This is a genomic window from Brevibacterium sp. Lmc1 (assembly GCF_057654315.1).
The window spans coordinates 1,099,348-1,113,468 of record NZ_CM172803.1 but is presented as its reverse complement, the minus strand read 5'-3'; the positions used below and the strand labels follow the sequence as shown (position 1 = coordinate 1,113,468).

Genomic DNA, 14,121 nt, shown 5'->3' with positions numbered 1-14,121 from the left:
CCTGACGGCGGCCCAGCTACCTCGCGCGAGGTGGCTGGGCCGCCGTCAGGTAGTAATTTTGGTGAAAGTACTTTCCAATATGGAAAGTAATTGGTACTGTGGAATTACTTCCACAGAGCTACCACCACACAAAGGAACCGACATGAACGCGAACCCCACCCCGCAGCAGGCGGCAGATCTTCTCAGCCAGGTCGAAGCGAACCAGTCCCAGGCCCGCGGTGGAGATGCGTGGCCGCTGGTCACGCTGCTCTCCGTCCTTTCCACAGGACTCTCCGTCGGTCTCATGGCCATCGGCATCATCGAAGACAACACCACCCAGCTCATCGTCGCCGGAGCCGGACTGAGCTGGCTCGTCCCGGCACTGGTCGTCTACCTCGTCAAGGCCCTGTCCTGGAGCCGCCGCTCCACGGCTCTGCTGCTGACATGGCTGGGCGTCATCATCGTCGCCTTCGTCGCCGGCGTCATGGCCGATTCGTTCGCCGCCGGCGGTCCGATTCCGTTCATCGCCGCAGGGGTGCTGTGGGTCGCCGCCCCGGTCTTCTCCCTGTTGGCCCTGCGCCGCTGAGGAGGGACCGACGATGACTGCGAAACAGAACTCCGCGACCGAACCAGAGGACGCGCACACCGAAGACGAGACGATCCCCCACCTCGGCGACTCACTGACCCGGCTCGAACCGGAGCTGAACAACCCCACGAGGCTCGGCATCGTCTCGAGCCTGAAGAACCGGGACAAGGCCGAGTTCAAACTGCTGCGCGACAGCCTCGGTGTCTCCGATTCCGTGCTCTCCCGGCACATCACCGCACTCGAGAAGGCCGGAATGATCGAGGTGAAGAAGGGGTACGTGGGCAAACGCCCGCGCACCTGGGTCTCGATCAGCAAAGACGGGAGCAGACGTCTCGAGGCACACATCCAAGCACTGCGGGAACTGGCCGGAGGCTGAACCGGCACCTCAGGCCCCGAGCGGTCTCTCCTCGGGGCTGTGGAATGCATTCCGGTAGGCAGTGGGGCTGATGCCCAGTTCGTTCCGGAAGTGACGTCGCAGGGTGGCTGCGCTGCCCATCCCGCAGCGGGCGGCGATGATCTCGACGGCAGCATCGGTGCGCTCGAGCAGATCCTGCGCACGGAGGATCCGCTGGTTGTGAAGCCATCTGAGCGGGGTCACCCCCACCGAAGAAAGCATTCGGCGCGCGAGCTGTCGGCTGCTTACGGCGGCCCGACTGGCAAGGTCGTCGACAGTGAGCGGCTCGTCGAGGTGCGCCTTGGCCCAATCGAGTGCGGCACCGAGACAGTCATCGAGCGCAGGATCGGCCGGGGCGATGACGAACTGCTTCTGACCACCTGGTCGATGCGAGGCCACCACGAGCGCGCGGGCGAGCGCATTGGCTGCCGCGACTCCGAAGTCGAGGCGAACCAGATGCAGACACAGGTCGAGAGCGGCGGTCTTTCCCGCGGAGGTGAGAATCGTCCCGTCATCGACGTAAAGGACATTGTCGCGGACATCGACTCTCGGATGCAGTCGGGAGAGTTCGGCCGCGTGCATCCAATGCGTGGTCGCCGGACGCCCATCGAGCAGCCCCGCCGCAGCGAGGACGAAGGATCCGGTGCACAGGCTGGAGATCCTGATGCCGTCGGCGGCGGCGGTTCGCAGCACCTCGAGAAGCTGCGGATCCGGTTCTCCGTCAAGGACGGTGGTCGAGGGCACGACGATCGAATCCACGTCGAGCAGATCGGCAAAGTCGCCTCTGCGACCCTGCGGAAGCCAGTTTGCGTCATCGCCGGTGGGAGTGCACACGATGAGGTCGTACCAATCACCCTGCGGCGTGAAATCAGAGCGATCGGTGCCGAAGACCTCGGCGGCGATCGCAGTCTCATAGAGCATGGAATCTCGGTGCAGGGCCAGCCCGACGGTATGCATGTCTGAAATTGTACGCAGAGTGTCCCATCGTCTCCTGGTGCCCGCAGCCGCGCGGTGATGAGCTTGAACCATGCAGAAGAACTCAGCAGTGCTCGTCTACGGAGCCTACGGACATACCGGTCGTTTCATCGTCGCCGAGGCGCTTCGGCGCGGACTGCGACCGATCCTCTCCGGTCGTAGAGAAGCCGCCCTCACCGCCATGGCCCAGAATCTTCCGGGAACGGAGATCCGCGTCGCGGACGTCGCCGTCACAACAGATCTCGATGCCGCAGTCGCCGGAACCGCCGCAGTCATCAACGCCGCCGGCCCATTCCTCGACACCGCAGAGCCATTGGCCGCAGCAGCCGCCCGCGCCGGGGCCCACTACCTCGATGTCTCCGCCGAACAGGGGTCCGTGCAGGCACTCTTCGAGACATTCGGATCGAATCGGACACCGATGAGCACGGCAGTGGTGCCGGCCATGTCCTTCTACGGCGGACTGGCGGACCTCCTCGTCACCGCCGCTGCCAGGGAATGGGAGGAGATCGACTCAGTGACAGTCGCCATCGGCCTCGACCGGTGGTGGCCGACCCCGGGGACTCGGATCACAGGCCGACGCAACACAGCCACTCGGCTGAGGGTGTCCGAATCGATGCTCGTTCCCGTCTCCCCACAGCCCAGTCGCCACCAGTGGGCCTTCCCGGCACCGATCGGTGAGCAGACTGTTCGCGAGCAGCCATTCAGCGAGATGATCACCATGAACCGGCATCTGCGGGCCCGCCGGATCGACAATCTCCTCTCAGAGACCGCGCTGGCCGATATCTCCGATTCGGAGACCGGTGCCCCACAGGCGGTGGATGACTTCGGTCGTTCCGCCCAGAACTTCACCGTCGATGTCCGGCTCGACCGAGCCGGTCACCGACGCGAACTGCGAGCGTCCGGCCGCGACATCTACCAGGTCACCGCCCCACTCGTGGTCGAAGCCGCCATCCGCCTCATCGACGGTCGGTTCACCGGCACAGGGGCTCTGGCGCCGGGCGGGGCCTTCGACGCCGCCGACTTCCTCACCGCCCTGAGCGCGAATTGGCTGACGATCAGCTCTCCGGACGAAGAATCAGCGGCGTCCGGTCTCGCGGGGCAGGTGCCTGCCGAATCAATCCGCTGACTTCCGAGCCACCATCTCCGTGATCCAGGTCGGGGCGAAGGGCGAGGTGCAGCCGGGCGAAGTCGGGTAGTCGCGGAGAACGCCGAGGCGCTCACCGATGTCGATGGCACGTTTCCGCAGGTCCGGGTTCTCGATGCCGATATAGGACAGCGTCTCGTTCATCGCCCACTGCAGGCGCTCAGGGGCATCGGACATCTCGGCCTCGATCACATCGAGCAGACCGGTCAGGTCGAGGCCTTCGGATTTCCGGTTCACCCGTTCGCTCGTCAGCGCCCACCCGGCGGAGGCGACCACGGGATCCGGATCGTCCATCCACGACCGGCGCAGCGCCTCGGCGTGGGGTGATTTCTTGACGATATAGCTGACCAGCCAACCGTGGACCTTCGGGACACGGGAGTCACGCAGCATCTCATCGAGCTGTGCTTCGCTCCAGGCCTTCGGACGCATGATGAGGATCGCGACGAGGCGGGCGGCAGTGTCACCGGAGTCCCACAGTTCGGAGGCGAGTTCATCGTTCTTCTTCAGGTCCTTCGCCACGGCGCGCAGCTTCGTCAGGTTGACCGCGTGGTCGTCGCCGTGGCGGGCGTTGACGGCGCGGATCTTCTCGTCCTCGAGCGAGGCCAGGGTGGCGAGCACCTCGGTGCTGGTGGTCATCATGTGCTCCCGGTTCGGTTGAGCATTAGGGCAGTGCGGATGAGTTGAGGTGAGCCGATGATATCCGACGCACAGGCGGCGTGGCAGAAGTTCTGGCAGCCGAGGACCAGGTCAGTCATCATCATCGGCATGCAGTGAGGCATCGATTTCGGCGCGCGTCCTCTTCGCACTGCTGAAGCCGACGATGACGACGACCATGCCGACGACGGCGCCGATGACGGTTTCGATGGCACGCGAGGCCAACAGCTCCGGAACCGGGTGGGGGCTGCCGATCTGGGTCATGAGCAGGGCCAACGGGGTGATGAAGAGCAGAGCCACCGAGTAGTTGCGCAGGACGAAGATCTCGGCGAGGAACTGCAGCAGGATCACCCACACCACCAGCTGCCACGCCTCGGTGGGGAACGACAGCAGGAACGCTGTGACGATCACGCCCAGCAGGGTTCCGACCACCCGGTGGACGCCGCGCTTGAGACGGGCCGAACGACCGGGCGGAGTGATCGGTGCGACCGCTGCGACCATCGCCCAATAGCTGTGTGACAGAAGCGGGAGCACATCGATGAGCAGGGTGCCGAGAACTCCGGCGATGAACGGGGCGATCGTGAATCGGGCGGCGTGGGCTGCCAGATCAGCTTTGCCCACCGGCGACAGCCCGACCCGCACATAGGTCTCCTTCTCCGGAGGCATGCGTTCGCCGGCATAGTGGGCGAGCGCTCCGAGACCGATGCACACCAGCGCCGAGGCGGCCGCCACACCCATTGCCACCGGCACCGATGCGCCGTCCGGAATGGATCCGACGGCTCCCGTGGCGAAGATGAAGAAGATCGACCCGCCGGGTTTGAGCCGGAAGCGCAGGGCGATGGCCGCACCCGCACCGGACACGAGTGAGGTGATGACGACGAGCGCCCAGACCGAAGCTCCGAGGCTGCTGAGCAGGGCGCCGATGCCCACGCAGACGACGAGGACGGCGGCTGCGATCGACTGGCGTCTGGTCCGCGATCGTGGGGATTCGAAGCGTGCGTAGATGCCGGTGAAGGCGCCGAAGGCGGCATAGACGGCGAGGTCGAGGCGGTCGATTCCGAGCAGCACGAGGAGTGGGATGGCGACTCCCAGGGCGATGCGGAACGCGGGAATATGGTCGCGTTCGCCCGGTGGGATGCGGAAGAACTCCTGCAGGTGGCTCAAACGGGTTCGGCCTCTTTCGACATCGGGAACGGACCCCGGTGACGGGATCGCTGACATGGGGTGGTGAGCTGAGTGCTCCCTTCGATCGTAGTCCGCCATCGGTGCGGACGAATGTCTTCTGCCGACAGGAGTGATCAACCTCGCTCGCCGAGGCGGCCGAGCGAGACCGTGATCACCGTCGTCTCGGTCACGGTCGGTGGCCCTGCCCCGACCGTGCGCGTGCCGCCTGCCGGTTGAGATGATCGCGTTCGGCGAGGTTGCCGGCCCGTTCGGCGGCCCGGGCGTAGAGTTCGGCGGCCCGCTGTGACTCCCCCGCCCGTTCGCGCAGGTGCGCTTCGACGGCGAAGTAGCGCGGCAGGCTCTCGTCCAGTCCCCGCAGTTCGGTCAGGCCGGCCGCAGGGCCGTCGGCCTCCCCGACGGCCACGGCCCGGTTGAGGCGCACGATCGGCGTATCGCGCAGGGCCAGCAGCTCGTCGTACCACTGAACGATCTGCACCCAGTCGGTGTCCTCGACGTTCTGCGCGTCGGCGTGAAGAGCCGCGATGGCGGCCTGTGCCTGATATTGGCCGAGTTCATCCCGACCAAGGGCTGCCTGCAGGATCTCGATGCCCTCGATGATGAGCCGTCGATCCCACAGGGCGCGGTCCTGATCGGTCAGGGCGATGAGTCGTCCGTCGGGACCGAAACGGGCATCGCGGCGGGCGTGGTGGAGGAGCATGAGGGCGAGCAGTCCGTCCACCTCGGCGGAGTCGATCATCGCCCGCAGGCCGCGGGTCAGTCGGATCGCCTCGGCGACGAGGTCGACCTCGCCCGAGTGGCCTTCGTTGAACACGAGGTAGAGGGTGGTGAGCACTGCGGACAGGTCGCCGGGTCGGTTGAGTCGGGAGCCTGCGATCGTGGATTTGGCGCGGCTGATGCGCTGGGCCATCGTCGGCTCGGGCACCATATAGGCTGCGGCGATCTGCTTCGTCGTCAGTCCGCCGACCGCCCGCAGGGTCAGGGCCACCGCCGAGGCGGGGCTGAGGTCGGGATGGGCGCAGAGGATGTAGAGGTCGAGGGTGTCATCGACGTTCGGGACGCCGTCGGTTCCGGGTTCGGCCGAGGTTTCGGGCTCGGCGAGCGTGGCGGCCATGACCCGTTCCTCGCGTTTCATCCGCGATCCCTCAGATCGCACGATGTCGAGGAACTTCCGCCACGCCACCGTCACGAGCCAGCCCCGCCGGTCACGGGGCAGGTCGGCCGGCCACGATCGCAGGGCTTCGATGAGCGCGTCCTGAACGGCATCCTCGGCAGTCGCGAAGTCTGCTCCACGACTGACGAGGATGCCGATCACGGCGGGGACGAGCTCACGCAGCTCCGCCTCGGCGAGGGGATCCGGATCGATCATCGCGGACTCCGTTCGCGTCCCTGATCATTCGTCCACGCTGGGTGCGTGGTCGAGGAAGGGACGCAGTTCGAGCCATTCGTTGATCGGCTCTCCGCCCTTGCCCGGTGCGGCGGACAGCTCACCGGCGAGTTCGAGAGCGCGGTCGTAGTTCTCGACGTCGATGACCATCCACCCGGCGATGAGGTCCTTCGTCTCGGGGAAGGGACCGTCGGTGACCGGAGGCTTGCCCGGTCCGCCGGATCGGACGAAGGTGCCCTCGGGCGAGAGTGCCTGGGAGTCGACGAATTCACCGGAGTCCTTGAGTCTGTCGGCGAAGGCGTTCATGTACGCCACATGCGCGTCGACTTCGTCGGGACGCCACTGATCCATCGGGGTGTAATCCATATACTGCTCCGACATCCGATAGTGCTTGAGCATGAGGTACTTGGCCATGATGGTCTCCTTGTCTCGTGTCGCTCGCACGGGTTGTGCTCGCTGACATGTCTGGGACGCAGCCGGACGAGTGTTCTCGACATCGGCGGCGAAGTTTTCTCGAATCTCTTCGGCTCCGATCATCGAACACAGTCCCAGAATAGGCCGATGTGTCCGTCCTGGAACATGCGTCACCGGATCCGAACACGAATCGGCCCAGGTCACGGCTCCGCGCTGAGAGGCTTGTCTTGTACGAAACACCGACAGCTTTTTGCACACGAGACCAGGAGCAGACCATGAAGGCACAGACACTTCTCAAGACCATCACCGTTGCCGGAGCTCTCGCCGCGACCCTGACACTTTCGGCCTGCGATATGAACATCACCTTCGGCCCAGAAAGCCAGGGCCAGGAACAGGGCCAGGAGCAGGACGGTCAGCAGGACCAGCAGACCGAGAGCACCGAGACGACCGCCGAAGAACCGGCATCGGATTCGGGCTCCGCCTCGGACTCCACCGGTTCGGGTTCGACCGGAACGACCGATAACGGCACGACGGACAACGGCACCACCGGCAGCGGCGGATCCACGGATTCGTCCAGCGCCTCCTCGGCGAGTGGCTCCTCCACCTCGAACGGCTCGTCGTCCACCGGATCGTCGTCCTCGAGCGACTCCACCTCGAGCGGATCATCGTCGTCGAGCGGCACGACCGACAACGGCTACCAGGGTCCGCGGATCGGCGAAGACGGAGTCGAACTCGACGCCGACGGCAACGGCAAGATCCCCGCCGACGTTCTCGAGGCGGACATCAAGAACGCCTACGCCAAGCAGGGCACCACGGTCGACAACGTCGACTGCTACTCCGACCTGCGGATCTTCTCCCACAGCGGCTCACAGAACTGCACCGTCACCGCTGCCGGCAAGAATCACTACGGCACTGTGAAGATCACCTCGGCGTCGCAGTCCGGCATCGGCTACAGCCTCGAGTTCCCGAACATCTGAGCCGACAATGCCCGGTCGCCTCATCGACGCGGCCACCCTGATCCGCTCCCCTCGAGCAGCCGCGATTCGCCTGACGAATTCCGCGCATCCCCAACTGCACTCCCCTGGCCCGCTGCGGCCCGGGGAGTGCGGTCATTCGTGTCGTGGAACAAGTCGGCTTCCTGTGGTGTTGTCGCTGATGTGGGCCACGGAACAGGTCGGGCCCCCAACCGATTCGTCAGTCGGACTGATTCGCCCACCGATGAGGAGCAGAGCATGACCAGACGCGTCCAGTACACCTCCAACGGAGACATCGATCAGCTTCACCTCGCCGAGGTGGCCGTCCCCAAGGTCGGCGAGGGCCAGGTCCTCGTCACCGTCCTCTATGCCGGGCTCAATCCCCTGGATTGGAAGATGCTCCAGGGCGGTCGCTTCGGTTCCGTCGAAACTGCCTCCGGCAACGGCGTGGACTTCTCCGGCGTCGTCGCCTCGGTCGGCGAAGGCGTTACGGACTTCACGCCCGGAGACCTCGTCTACGGCGGGCTGCCGAAGCAGGCGCAGACCGAACAGCTTCTCATCACCGATCCTGCCGACAGGCTCGACAGGATCCCGCGCGGACTCGGCGTCGACACCGCCGGAGGTCTCTACGTCGCAGGGCGCACCGCCGTCGCCGGAATCCGCGCCCTGCGCCTCAGCGAAGGCGACACTCTCTTCGTCTCCGGGGCCTCCGGCGGCGTCGGCATCATCGTCGCCCAGCTCGCCCGCAACCTCGGGGCGAGGGTCATCGGCAGCGCCAGCCAGGGCAATCATGCTCTCTTGGAAAGCCTCGGGATCGAACCCGTCACCTATGGTGAGGGCCTGTGGGACCGAGTCAGTGAACTCGCCACCGACGGGATCCAGGCCGCGTACTCGACGCAGGGTGAGGACGAGATCACGGGCATGATCGACCTCGGCATCCCAGCCGACCGCATCGTCTCGATCGGTGCGGGCCCCACGGTCGCGGAGAAGTACGGGGTGAGCATCGACGGCGAAGCCAGGGCCCGCCGTGATGACATGGTCTGGCTGGGCCAGGCCATCGCCTACGGCCATATCCACATCCCGATCGCCCGGGTCTTCGACGCCGAAGAGGTCCACGACGCCTACCGGCATCTGCTCACCGCCCACCCGGCAGGCAAGGTGCTGCTGCGCTTCCCCGCGAAGCCGCTGACCGACCAGCAGCGAGCCCATCTGACCTGAGGCGCCGGCCCAAGTTCCGCGGCGGCTCAATTCCCACGACAGACAGATTTCACGACAGACAGCATTTCCAGAACACAGAGAAAAGGAGCACCATCATGGCCATCACCGATAAGAAGGTCGCATTCCTCCTCACCCGCGGCGTCGAGCAGATCGAACTCACCAGTCCCCGCGCGGCACTCGACGAGGCCGGGGCGACGACCGTCATCGTCTCCCCGTCCGAGGGAACACTGCAGGCGATGGAAGGCGATTGGGAGCACGCCGAGACCTTCGACGTCGACGTTCCCGTCGCCGAAGCCTCGGTCGATGACTTCGACGCCCTCGTCCTGCCCGGCGGCACCCTCAACGCCGACGCTCTGCGTCTGGACGAAGACGCCGTCAACCTCGTCAAAGCGTTCTTCGCTGCCGACAAACCTGTCGCGGCCATCTGCCATGCCCCGTGGATCCTCGCCGAGGCGGGAGTGGCCAAGGGACGGAAGCTGACGTCCTTCATCGCGACGAAGACAGACCTCATCAACGCCGGCGCCGACTGGACCGACACCGAGGTGGTCGTCGACGGCAACCTCATCACCTCCCGCAACCCCGGCGACCTCGACGCCTTCAACCAGGCGATCGCTGACAAGCTGAGCTGAGCAGGAACGATGCCTCTTTCGCCGAGGTCGGACCGCCTCGGCGACGAACTCCCCGGAACGATCGTTTCGGGGAGTTCGTCTGTTCGTCACCCGGGGTCTTGACAGCCGCGCTTATGATCTACTCATGCCAGCTTCCCCGTTCGTCAAGGCGACGACTCCTGCCCTCGCGTCACTGCTCATCGGGTTCCTTCTCCTTCTCTGCTCCACACCGCCTCCGGCACATGCCGCCTATTCGACCTCGAGCGCGATCGGGACGATGCACAGATCGCTCGGCGGGAATTCCGGCAAGCTCGGCCCAGCGGTCGGCCCGCAGCGGTGCACGCTGATCCAGAAGGGCTGCTATCAGTCGTTCAAGCACGGCAGCATCCATTGGACGAAGGCCACCGGTGCCCATGCGACTCTGGGTGCGATCCGCACGGCGTGGAAGAAGTCCGGGTGGGAACGCGGTCCGCTCGGCTATCCGACGAGCAACGAGTACCGGTCCGGGTCCGAGACCCGGCAGAAGTTCCAGAAAGGCATGATCGTGTGGACGGCGAAGTCCGGGGCGAAAGTGACGCTGACGAAGGCGCCGTCGTCGTTCACGATCAAGGGGTCGGGGTTCGGCCATGGAGCCGGGATGAGCCAGTACGGAGCGCGCGGAATGGCGGCAGCCGGAAAGTCGTCGACGCAGATCTTGCAGCACTACTACACCGGGGCCAAGGTCACGACGATGTCGAAGGACGCCGACGCCAGTCTCAGGGTGCAGCTGCTGACCGGGAAGAAGTCCGTGACGGTCTCTCCGCGGTCCGGCCGTCTGCGGGTCAAGGTCGGGTCGAAGACCATCGAATCGGCCTCGAAGGTCACGATCGAACGGACCTCGTCCGGTTCGGTCAAGGCGATCATCGGGTCGAAGAGCTATTCGGGATCGAAGCTCACCCTCGAATGGCAGGGCACCCGATATTGGAAGAGTTCGTCGGCGACGACGGTGTCGGTCAGCGGTGCCCAGAACGGGGCGACCGGCACCTACCGGCACGGACGGCTCGAGATCGGTCAGCTGAAGAGCTCGCTCAACGTCATCAACGTGGTGGGTCTCAACAAGGAATATCTGCCGGGCATCGCCGAGATGCCGGCATCGTGGCAGTCCGAAGCCCTGCGCTCTCAGGCCATCGCTTCGCGCACCTATGCCTACCGCAATCTCGGTGCGGTGAAGCCTGCCTGCGGGTGCAACGTCTATGACGAGGTGGCCTCGCAGCGTTTCCTCGGGTGGACTCATGAGAATGCAGGCGATTCCGGTCCATGGCGCAAGGCCGTGGCCGCGACACAGAGCACGAGCGGGTCGACGGTGAAGTCGGCGCGCGTCATCACCTACAAGGGCGGGCTCATCGATGCTGTCTACTCGTCGTCGGCAGGCTCGAAGACGCATTCGGCTGCCGAGGTGTGGGGGTCGGCCGTGCCGTACCTAGTCTCGGTCGATGACTCTCCGTCGAAGTATGCCTCTGCGCAGAACCCGAACGCCTCGTGGTCGGTGACGGCCAAGCAGGCCGACATGGCACGGGCGTTCGGGCTGGCAGACGTCCGGTCTGTGACGGTGGCGAAGACCGGCTCAGGTCTGGTGAAGACGGTGAAAGCCACCTCGGTGAAGGGGAAGACCGCGAGCCTCACCGGCGATCAGCTGCGGACCAAGCTGAAGCTCAAGTCCGCGTCATTCAGCGTGGCCTGAGGGAAACTCGCCTCCAGGGTCAGACTCCGGCAGGGGTGAGCAGTCCCCTGTTGACGAGTTCGGCTTCCTTCTCGCGAACGATCGGGATGACGGTTTTGCCGAACGCTTCGAGTTCCTCCTGGAAGTGCAGGAAGCCGGTGAGGATGAGGTCGACGCCGATCTTCTTGTACTCGATGATGCGGTCGGCGACCTGTTCGGGAGTGCCGATGAGCTGGGTGCGGAAGCCGTCGTTGTACTGGACGAGGTCTTCGAAGCTCGAATCCGCCCACATGCCCTTCTTATCGTGAGTCGAGGCTCCGGCCTGCTGGACGGACTTGCGGAATCCTTCGACCGCGCTTTCATCGGCTTTGGCGATGATCTCACGCAGCTGTTCGCGGGCTTCGGCCTCGGTGTCGCGGACGATGGCGAACCCGTTGAGCCCGAAACGGACCTTCCGATTGTGCGCTCGGGCCACCTCGGTGACGTCGTCGTACTGTTCGCGGAAGCCGTCGAAGTCCTTGCCGTTGGAGAAGTACCAGTCGGCGTGCTTGCCGCCGTTGATGCGAGCGGCCGAGGAGTTTCCGCCTTGGAAGATCTCCGGGTGGGGGCGGCCCTCGATTGGGTAGGGGCCGGGGCGGAGGGTGAAGTCGTCGACGGTGTAGAAATTGCCGCGGTACTCGACGTTCTCCTCGGTGAAGAGCTTGCGGACGACATCCATGAACTCGGCGGACCGGCGGTACCGTTCGCCGTGTTCGAGCCACGGCAGGCCGAGGCGGGTGTATTCGTCCTTGAACCAGCCGGAGACGACGTTGATGGCGGCCCGGCCCTTCGTGAACTGGTCGGCGGTGAGGATGAACTTCGCGAGCACGGCCGGTTCCCAGATGCCCGGATGAATGGCGGCGATGACCTTGAGCTTCTCAGTGGCAAGGGCGAGCGCGAGTGACGTGGAGGTCGATTCGTGCTGCTGGGCCGCGCCGTAGCTGGAGAGGTAGCGGACCTGGCTGAGTGCGTATTCGTAGCCGACTGCCTCGGCGGTCTGTGCGAGCTTGACGTTGTAGTCGTAGCCCCAGTCGGTGCGCTGTTCGATGTTCGACACGACCAGGCCGCCGGAGACGTTGGGCACCCAGTAGGCGAACTTCAGGTCTTCGGGTTCACCGGTATAGATCGGGTTGGCGTGGAGATTCGTCATTGTGTGTCCCTTCCCATCGAAACTGGCATGAGCACCGTGTCCGCGGGGCGTGCGCTGCGCGATCTTCCGCGCCGGACCGGTTGCTGCGACGTCATCGGGCCAGTTCCCTTCAGTCGCTCGTGATGTGTGCAGGTGTGCAATATCGTGTGTGCGGGTGTGCCGTGCCAGACTACTGAGACGCAGACCACACTCGGCGGGCAGACTTCGCAGGCCGACGCATGCCGTCACAATGACGCATTCCGCCACGAACCGTCATGCGATTTGCCTTCCGGCAGCTGCGCTCCGCTGCACCCAGCTCCGCACCCCTCACCCTTGGCGGCACACCACCTCGTTGCACCGGTGCGTTGGACCAGGACCGACGAGGGATGCGAAAGCACCGGTAGCAGGTGGCACGAATGGTGCGAACTGTCACAATCGGTGTGGGATGTCCGAATACGAGCCTCCCGCGACCGGCATGGAGGTCCGCCGCCGGTGAATCGACGAAGTCCCGGCCCGCAGCAACTGCGAGACCGGGACTTCCGTGGCGGAGGATAGGGGATTCGAACCCCTGAGGGCGTTAACCCAACCCGCGTTCCAGGCGAGCGCCATAGGCCACTAGGCGAATCCTCCGCGAATCAGCTTATCCGAGTCATGACGACAATGCGAAATCGCGGTGGCCGAGTGTGAAGCATCCCACTTCCCGCAGGTGAACACGCGACCTCGTCACCCGACGGCACACGGTTCAGTCCGCGACGGCGCGGAGATGCCGTTCTGCCGACGGCTGCGCCCCGTCCTCCCGTCTGCGTTCGATGCTGCCGTCATTGATCCAGCCGTGCAGCGTCTCCAATCGGGACCGCGTCACCGTGTCCACCGGCTGATAGACCGAGAGCGTCAGCCTCTGGTTCTCCTGCGCGATGAGCGTCGTCATCGTCAGCTTGAGCGTGCCCACATACGGGTTCTCAATGGTCTTGACCCGCCCGACAGATCGACCGACCGTTCCCGAATCCCACAGGCGGCAGAATTCCGGATTCCTGCGCAGCCGCGACAGCAGCGGCGACCACTCGGGATCGTCGATCGACTCCGCGTACGAGGCACGCAGCTTCGCCACGACCTGCGCCCGATGGCCGTCGTCGGAGTGGAAGGTCCGCGCCCATTCCGGGCTCTCGAAGGACTGGATCGCGCAGTTCCTGTCGGCCGGAGCGAGTGCTTCGAGGTCGGAGGCGAGATACCGTTCGACGGAGTTGAAGGCGAGGATCGTATACCGCGGATCAGTGACCATCGCCGGCAGCGGCAGCAGTTCGTCGAGCAAGGTGCGCATCTGCTCTCCCACCGCAGAGTCCCCCGGGTTCGCGACTCGATCCGGATATCCGCCCAGCAGGAAGAGATGGGCACGCTCCTCACGGTCGAGCAGGAGCGCCTCGGCGATGGATTCGAGCACCGACTCCGAGGGGTGGACCTCGCGCCCCTGCTCAAGCCAGGTGTACCAACTGGTGCCGATGTTCGCGAGCACAGCGACCTCTTCGCGCCGCAGTCCCGGCACCCTCCGCCGGGTGCCGGCCGCAAGACCGACCTCGCAGGGCCGCACTCGGTTGCGTCGCGAACGCAGGAATCGTCCGAGCTCCTCGGTTCTCACTTGTGCCATGCCTCCATTGTCCGTCCGACGCTCACCCCGTTCCACCCTGTCACCGCTCTCAGCCTGGTGGTGCGACCAACACCATCAGCACGCCCTCCCACTCCCC

Annotated in this window: 14 protein-coding genes, 1 tRNA gene and 1 riboswitch; of the genes, 7 read left to right on the top strand and 8 right to left on the bottom strand. The window is 65.2% G+C overall.

Annotated features, from left to right (window positions below; translation table 11 throughout):
- Positions 1 to 142: 142 nt before the first annotated feature.
- Both AC239G_RS04775 and AC239G_RS04770 read left to right on the top strand, forming a co-directional pair.
- Positions 143 to 565 carry a hypothetical protein gene (locus AC239G_RS04775; protein ID WP_487489916.1) on the top strand — a complete coding sequence of 141 codons (423 nt, stop codon included), beginning with the start codon at positions 143 to 145 and terminating at the stop codon, positions 563 to 565.
- Positions 566 to 578: 13 nt separating this feature from the next.
- Positions 579 to 941 carry a winged helix-turn-helix domain-containing protein gene (locus tag AC239G_RS04770; protein WP_458311850.1) on the top strand — a complete coding sequence of 121 codons (363 nt, stop codon included), beginning with the start codon at positions 579 to 581 and terminating at the stop codon, positions 939 to 941.
- Between the two features lie 9 nt (positions 942 to 950).
- On the opposite strand, the gene AC239G_RS04765 is transcribed toward AC239G_RS04770, so the two are convergent.
- Positions 951 to 1,916 carry a GlxA family transcriptional regulator gene (locus tag AC239G_RS04765; protein WP_487489915.1) on the bottom strand — a complete coding sequence of 322 codons (966 nt, stop codon included), beginning with the start codon at positions 1,914 to 1,916 and terminating at the stop codon, positions 951 to 953.
- 70 nt (positions 1,917 to 1,986) lie between these two features.
- On the opposite strand from AC239G_RS04765, the gene AC239G_RS04760 reads away from it, so the two are divergent.
- Entirely contained in the window at positions 1,987 to 3,060 is a 1,074-nt protein-coding gene (locus AC239G_RS04760) for a saccharopine dehydrogenase NADP-binding domain-containing protein (protein ID WP_446655942.1), read from the top strand.
- Here AC239G_RS04760 and AC239G_RS04755 read toward each other — a convergent pair.
- The 4 genes from AC239G_RS04755 to AC239G_RS04740 form a co-directional block, all read right to left on the bottom strand.
- The gene (locus AC239G_RS04755) at positions 3,049 to 3,714 is read right to left on the bottom strand and encodes a DNA alkylation repair protein (RefSeq protein WP_487490105.1); all 666 of its coding nucleotides are present in this window, start codon (positions 3,712 to 3,714) and stop codon (positions 3,049 to 3,051) included. The genes AC239G_RS04760 and AC239G_RS04755 overlap by 12 nt on opposite strands.
- A 111-nt stretch (positions 3,715 to 3,825) precedes the next feature.
- A complete protein-coding gene (locus tag AC239G_RS04750; RefSeq protein WP_487489914.1) occupies positions 3,826 to 4,896 on the bottom strand; it encodes an FUSC family protein in 1,071 nt (356 codons plus the stop codon).
- A gap of 187 nt (positions 4,897 to 5,083) precedes the next feature.
- Positions 5,084 to 6,283: an RNA polymerase sigma factor gene (locus AC239G_RS04745; RefSeq protein ID WP_487489913.1), complete on the bottom strand. Its 1,200-nt coding sequence runs from the start codon at positions 6,281 to 6,283 to the stop codon at positions 5,084 to 5,086.
- 24 nt (positions 6,284 to 6,307) lie between these two features.
- Positions 6,308 to 6,715 carry a YciI family protein gene (locus AC239G_RS04740; protein WP_139469366.1) on the bottom strand — a complete coding sequence of 136 codons (408 nt, stop codon included), beginning with the start codon at positions 6,713 to 6,715 and terminating at the stop codon, positions 6,308 to 6,310.
- A gap of 275 nt (positions 6,716 to 6,990) precedes the next feature.
- Between AC239G_RS04740 and AC239G_RS04735 the strand changes: the two genes are divergently transcribed.
- The 4 genes from AC239G_RS04735 (at position 6,991) to AC239G_RS04720 (ending at position 11,235) form a co-directional block, all read left to right on the top strand.
- Positions 6,991 to 7,692, top strand: a complete 702-nt coding sequence (locus tag AC239G_RS04735) for a hypothetical protein (RefSeq protein ID WP_181270959.1) — start codon at positions 6,991 to 6,993, stop codon at positions 7,690 to 7,692.
- A 255-nt stretch (positions 7,693 to 7,947) separates the two neighbouring features.
- Positions 7,948 to 8,907, top strand: a complete 960-nt coding sequence (locus AC239G_RS04730; protein WP_487489912.1) for an NADP-dependent oxidoreductase — start codon at positions 7,948 to 7,950, stop codon at positions 8,905 to 8,907.
- 95 nt (positions 8,908 to 9,002) lie between these two features.
- The gene (locus AC239G_RS04725) at positions 9,003 to 9,536 is read left to right on the top strand and encodes a type 1 glutamine amidotransferase domain-containing protein (RefSeq protein ID WP_139469363.1); all 534 of its coding nucleotides are present in this window, start codon (positions 9,003 to 9,005) and stop codon (positions 9,534 to 9,536) included.
- Between the two features lie 124 nt (positions 9,537 to 9,660).
- Entirely contained in the window at positions 9,661 to 11,235 is a 1,575-nt protein-coding gene (locus tag AC239G_RS04720) for a SpoIID/LytB domain-containing protein (protein WP_139469362.1), read from the top strand.
- Positions 11,236 to 11,254: 19 nt separating this feature from the next.
- On the opposite strand, the gene sfnG is transcribed toward AC239G_RS04720, so the two are convergent.
- From sfnG to AC239G_RS04705, 3 genes are all read right to left on the bottom strand, one after another.
- On the bottom strand, positions 11,255 to 12,403 hold the full coding sequence (gene sfnG, locus AC239G_RS04715; protein ID WP_487489911.1) for a dimethylsulfone monooxygenase SfnG: 1,149 nt from the start codon (positions 12,401 to 12,403) through the stop codon (positions 11,255 to 11,257).
- Between the two features lie 10 nt (positions 12,404 to 12,413).
- A riboswitch (SAM riboswitch) is annotated at positions 12,414 to 12,532 on the bottom strand.
- 392 nt (positions 12,533 to 12,924) lie between these two features.
- A tRNA-Ser gene (locus AC239G_RS04710) sits at positions 12,925 to 13,012 on the bottom strand.
- A gap of 112 nt (positions 13,013 to 13,124) precedes the next feature.
- A complete protein-coding gene (locus tag AC239G_RS04705; RefSeq protein WP_139469360.1) occupies positions 13,125 to 14,024 on the bottom strand; it encodes a helix-turn-helix transcriptional regulator in 900 nt (299 codons plus the stop codon).
- Between the last annotated feature and the right edge of the window lie 97 nt (positions 14,025 to 14,121).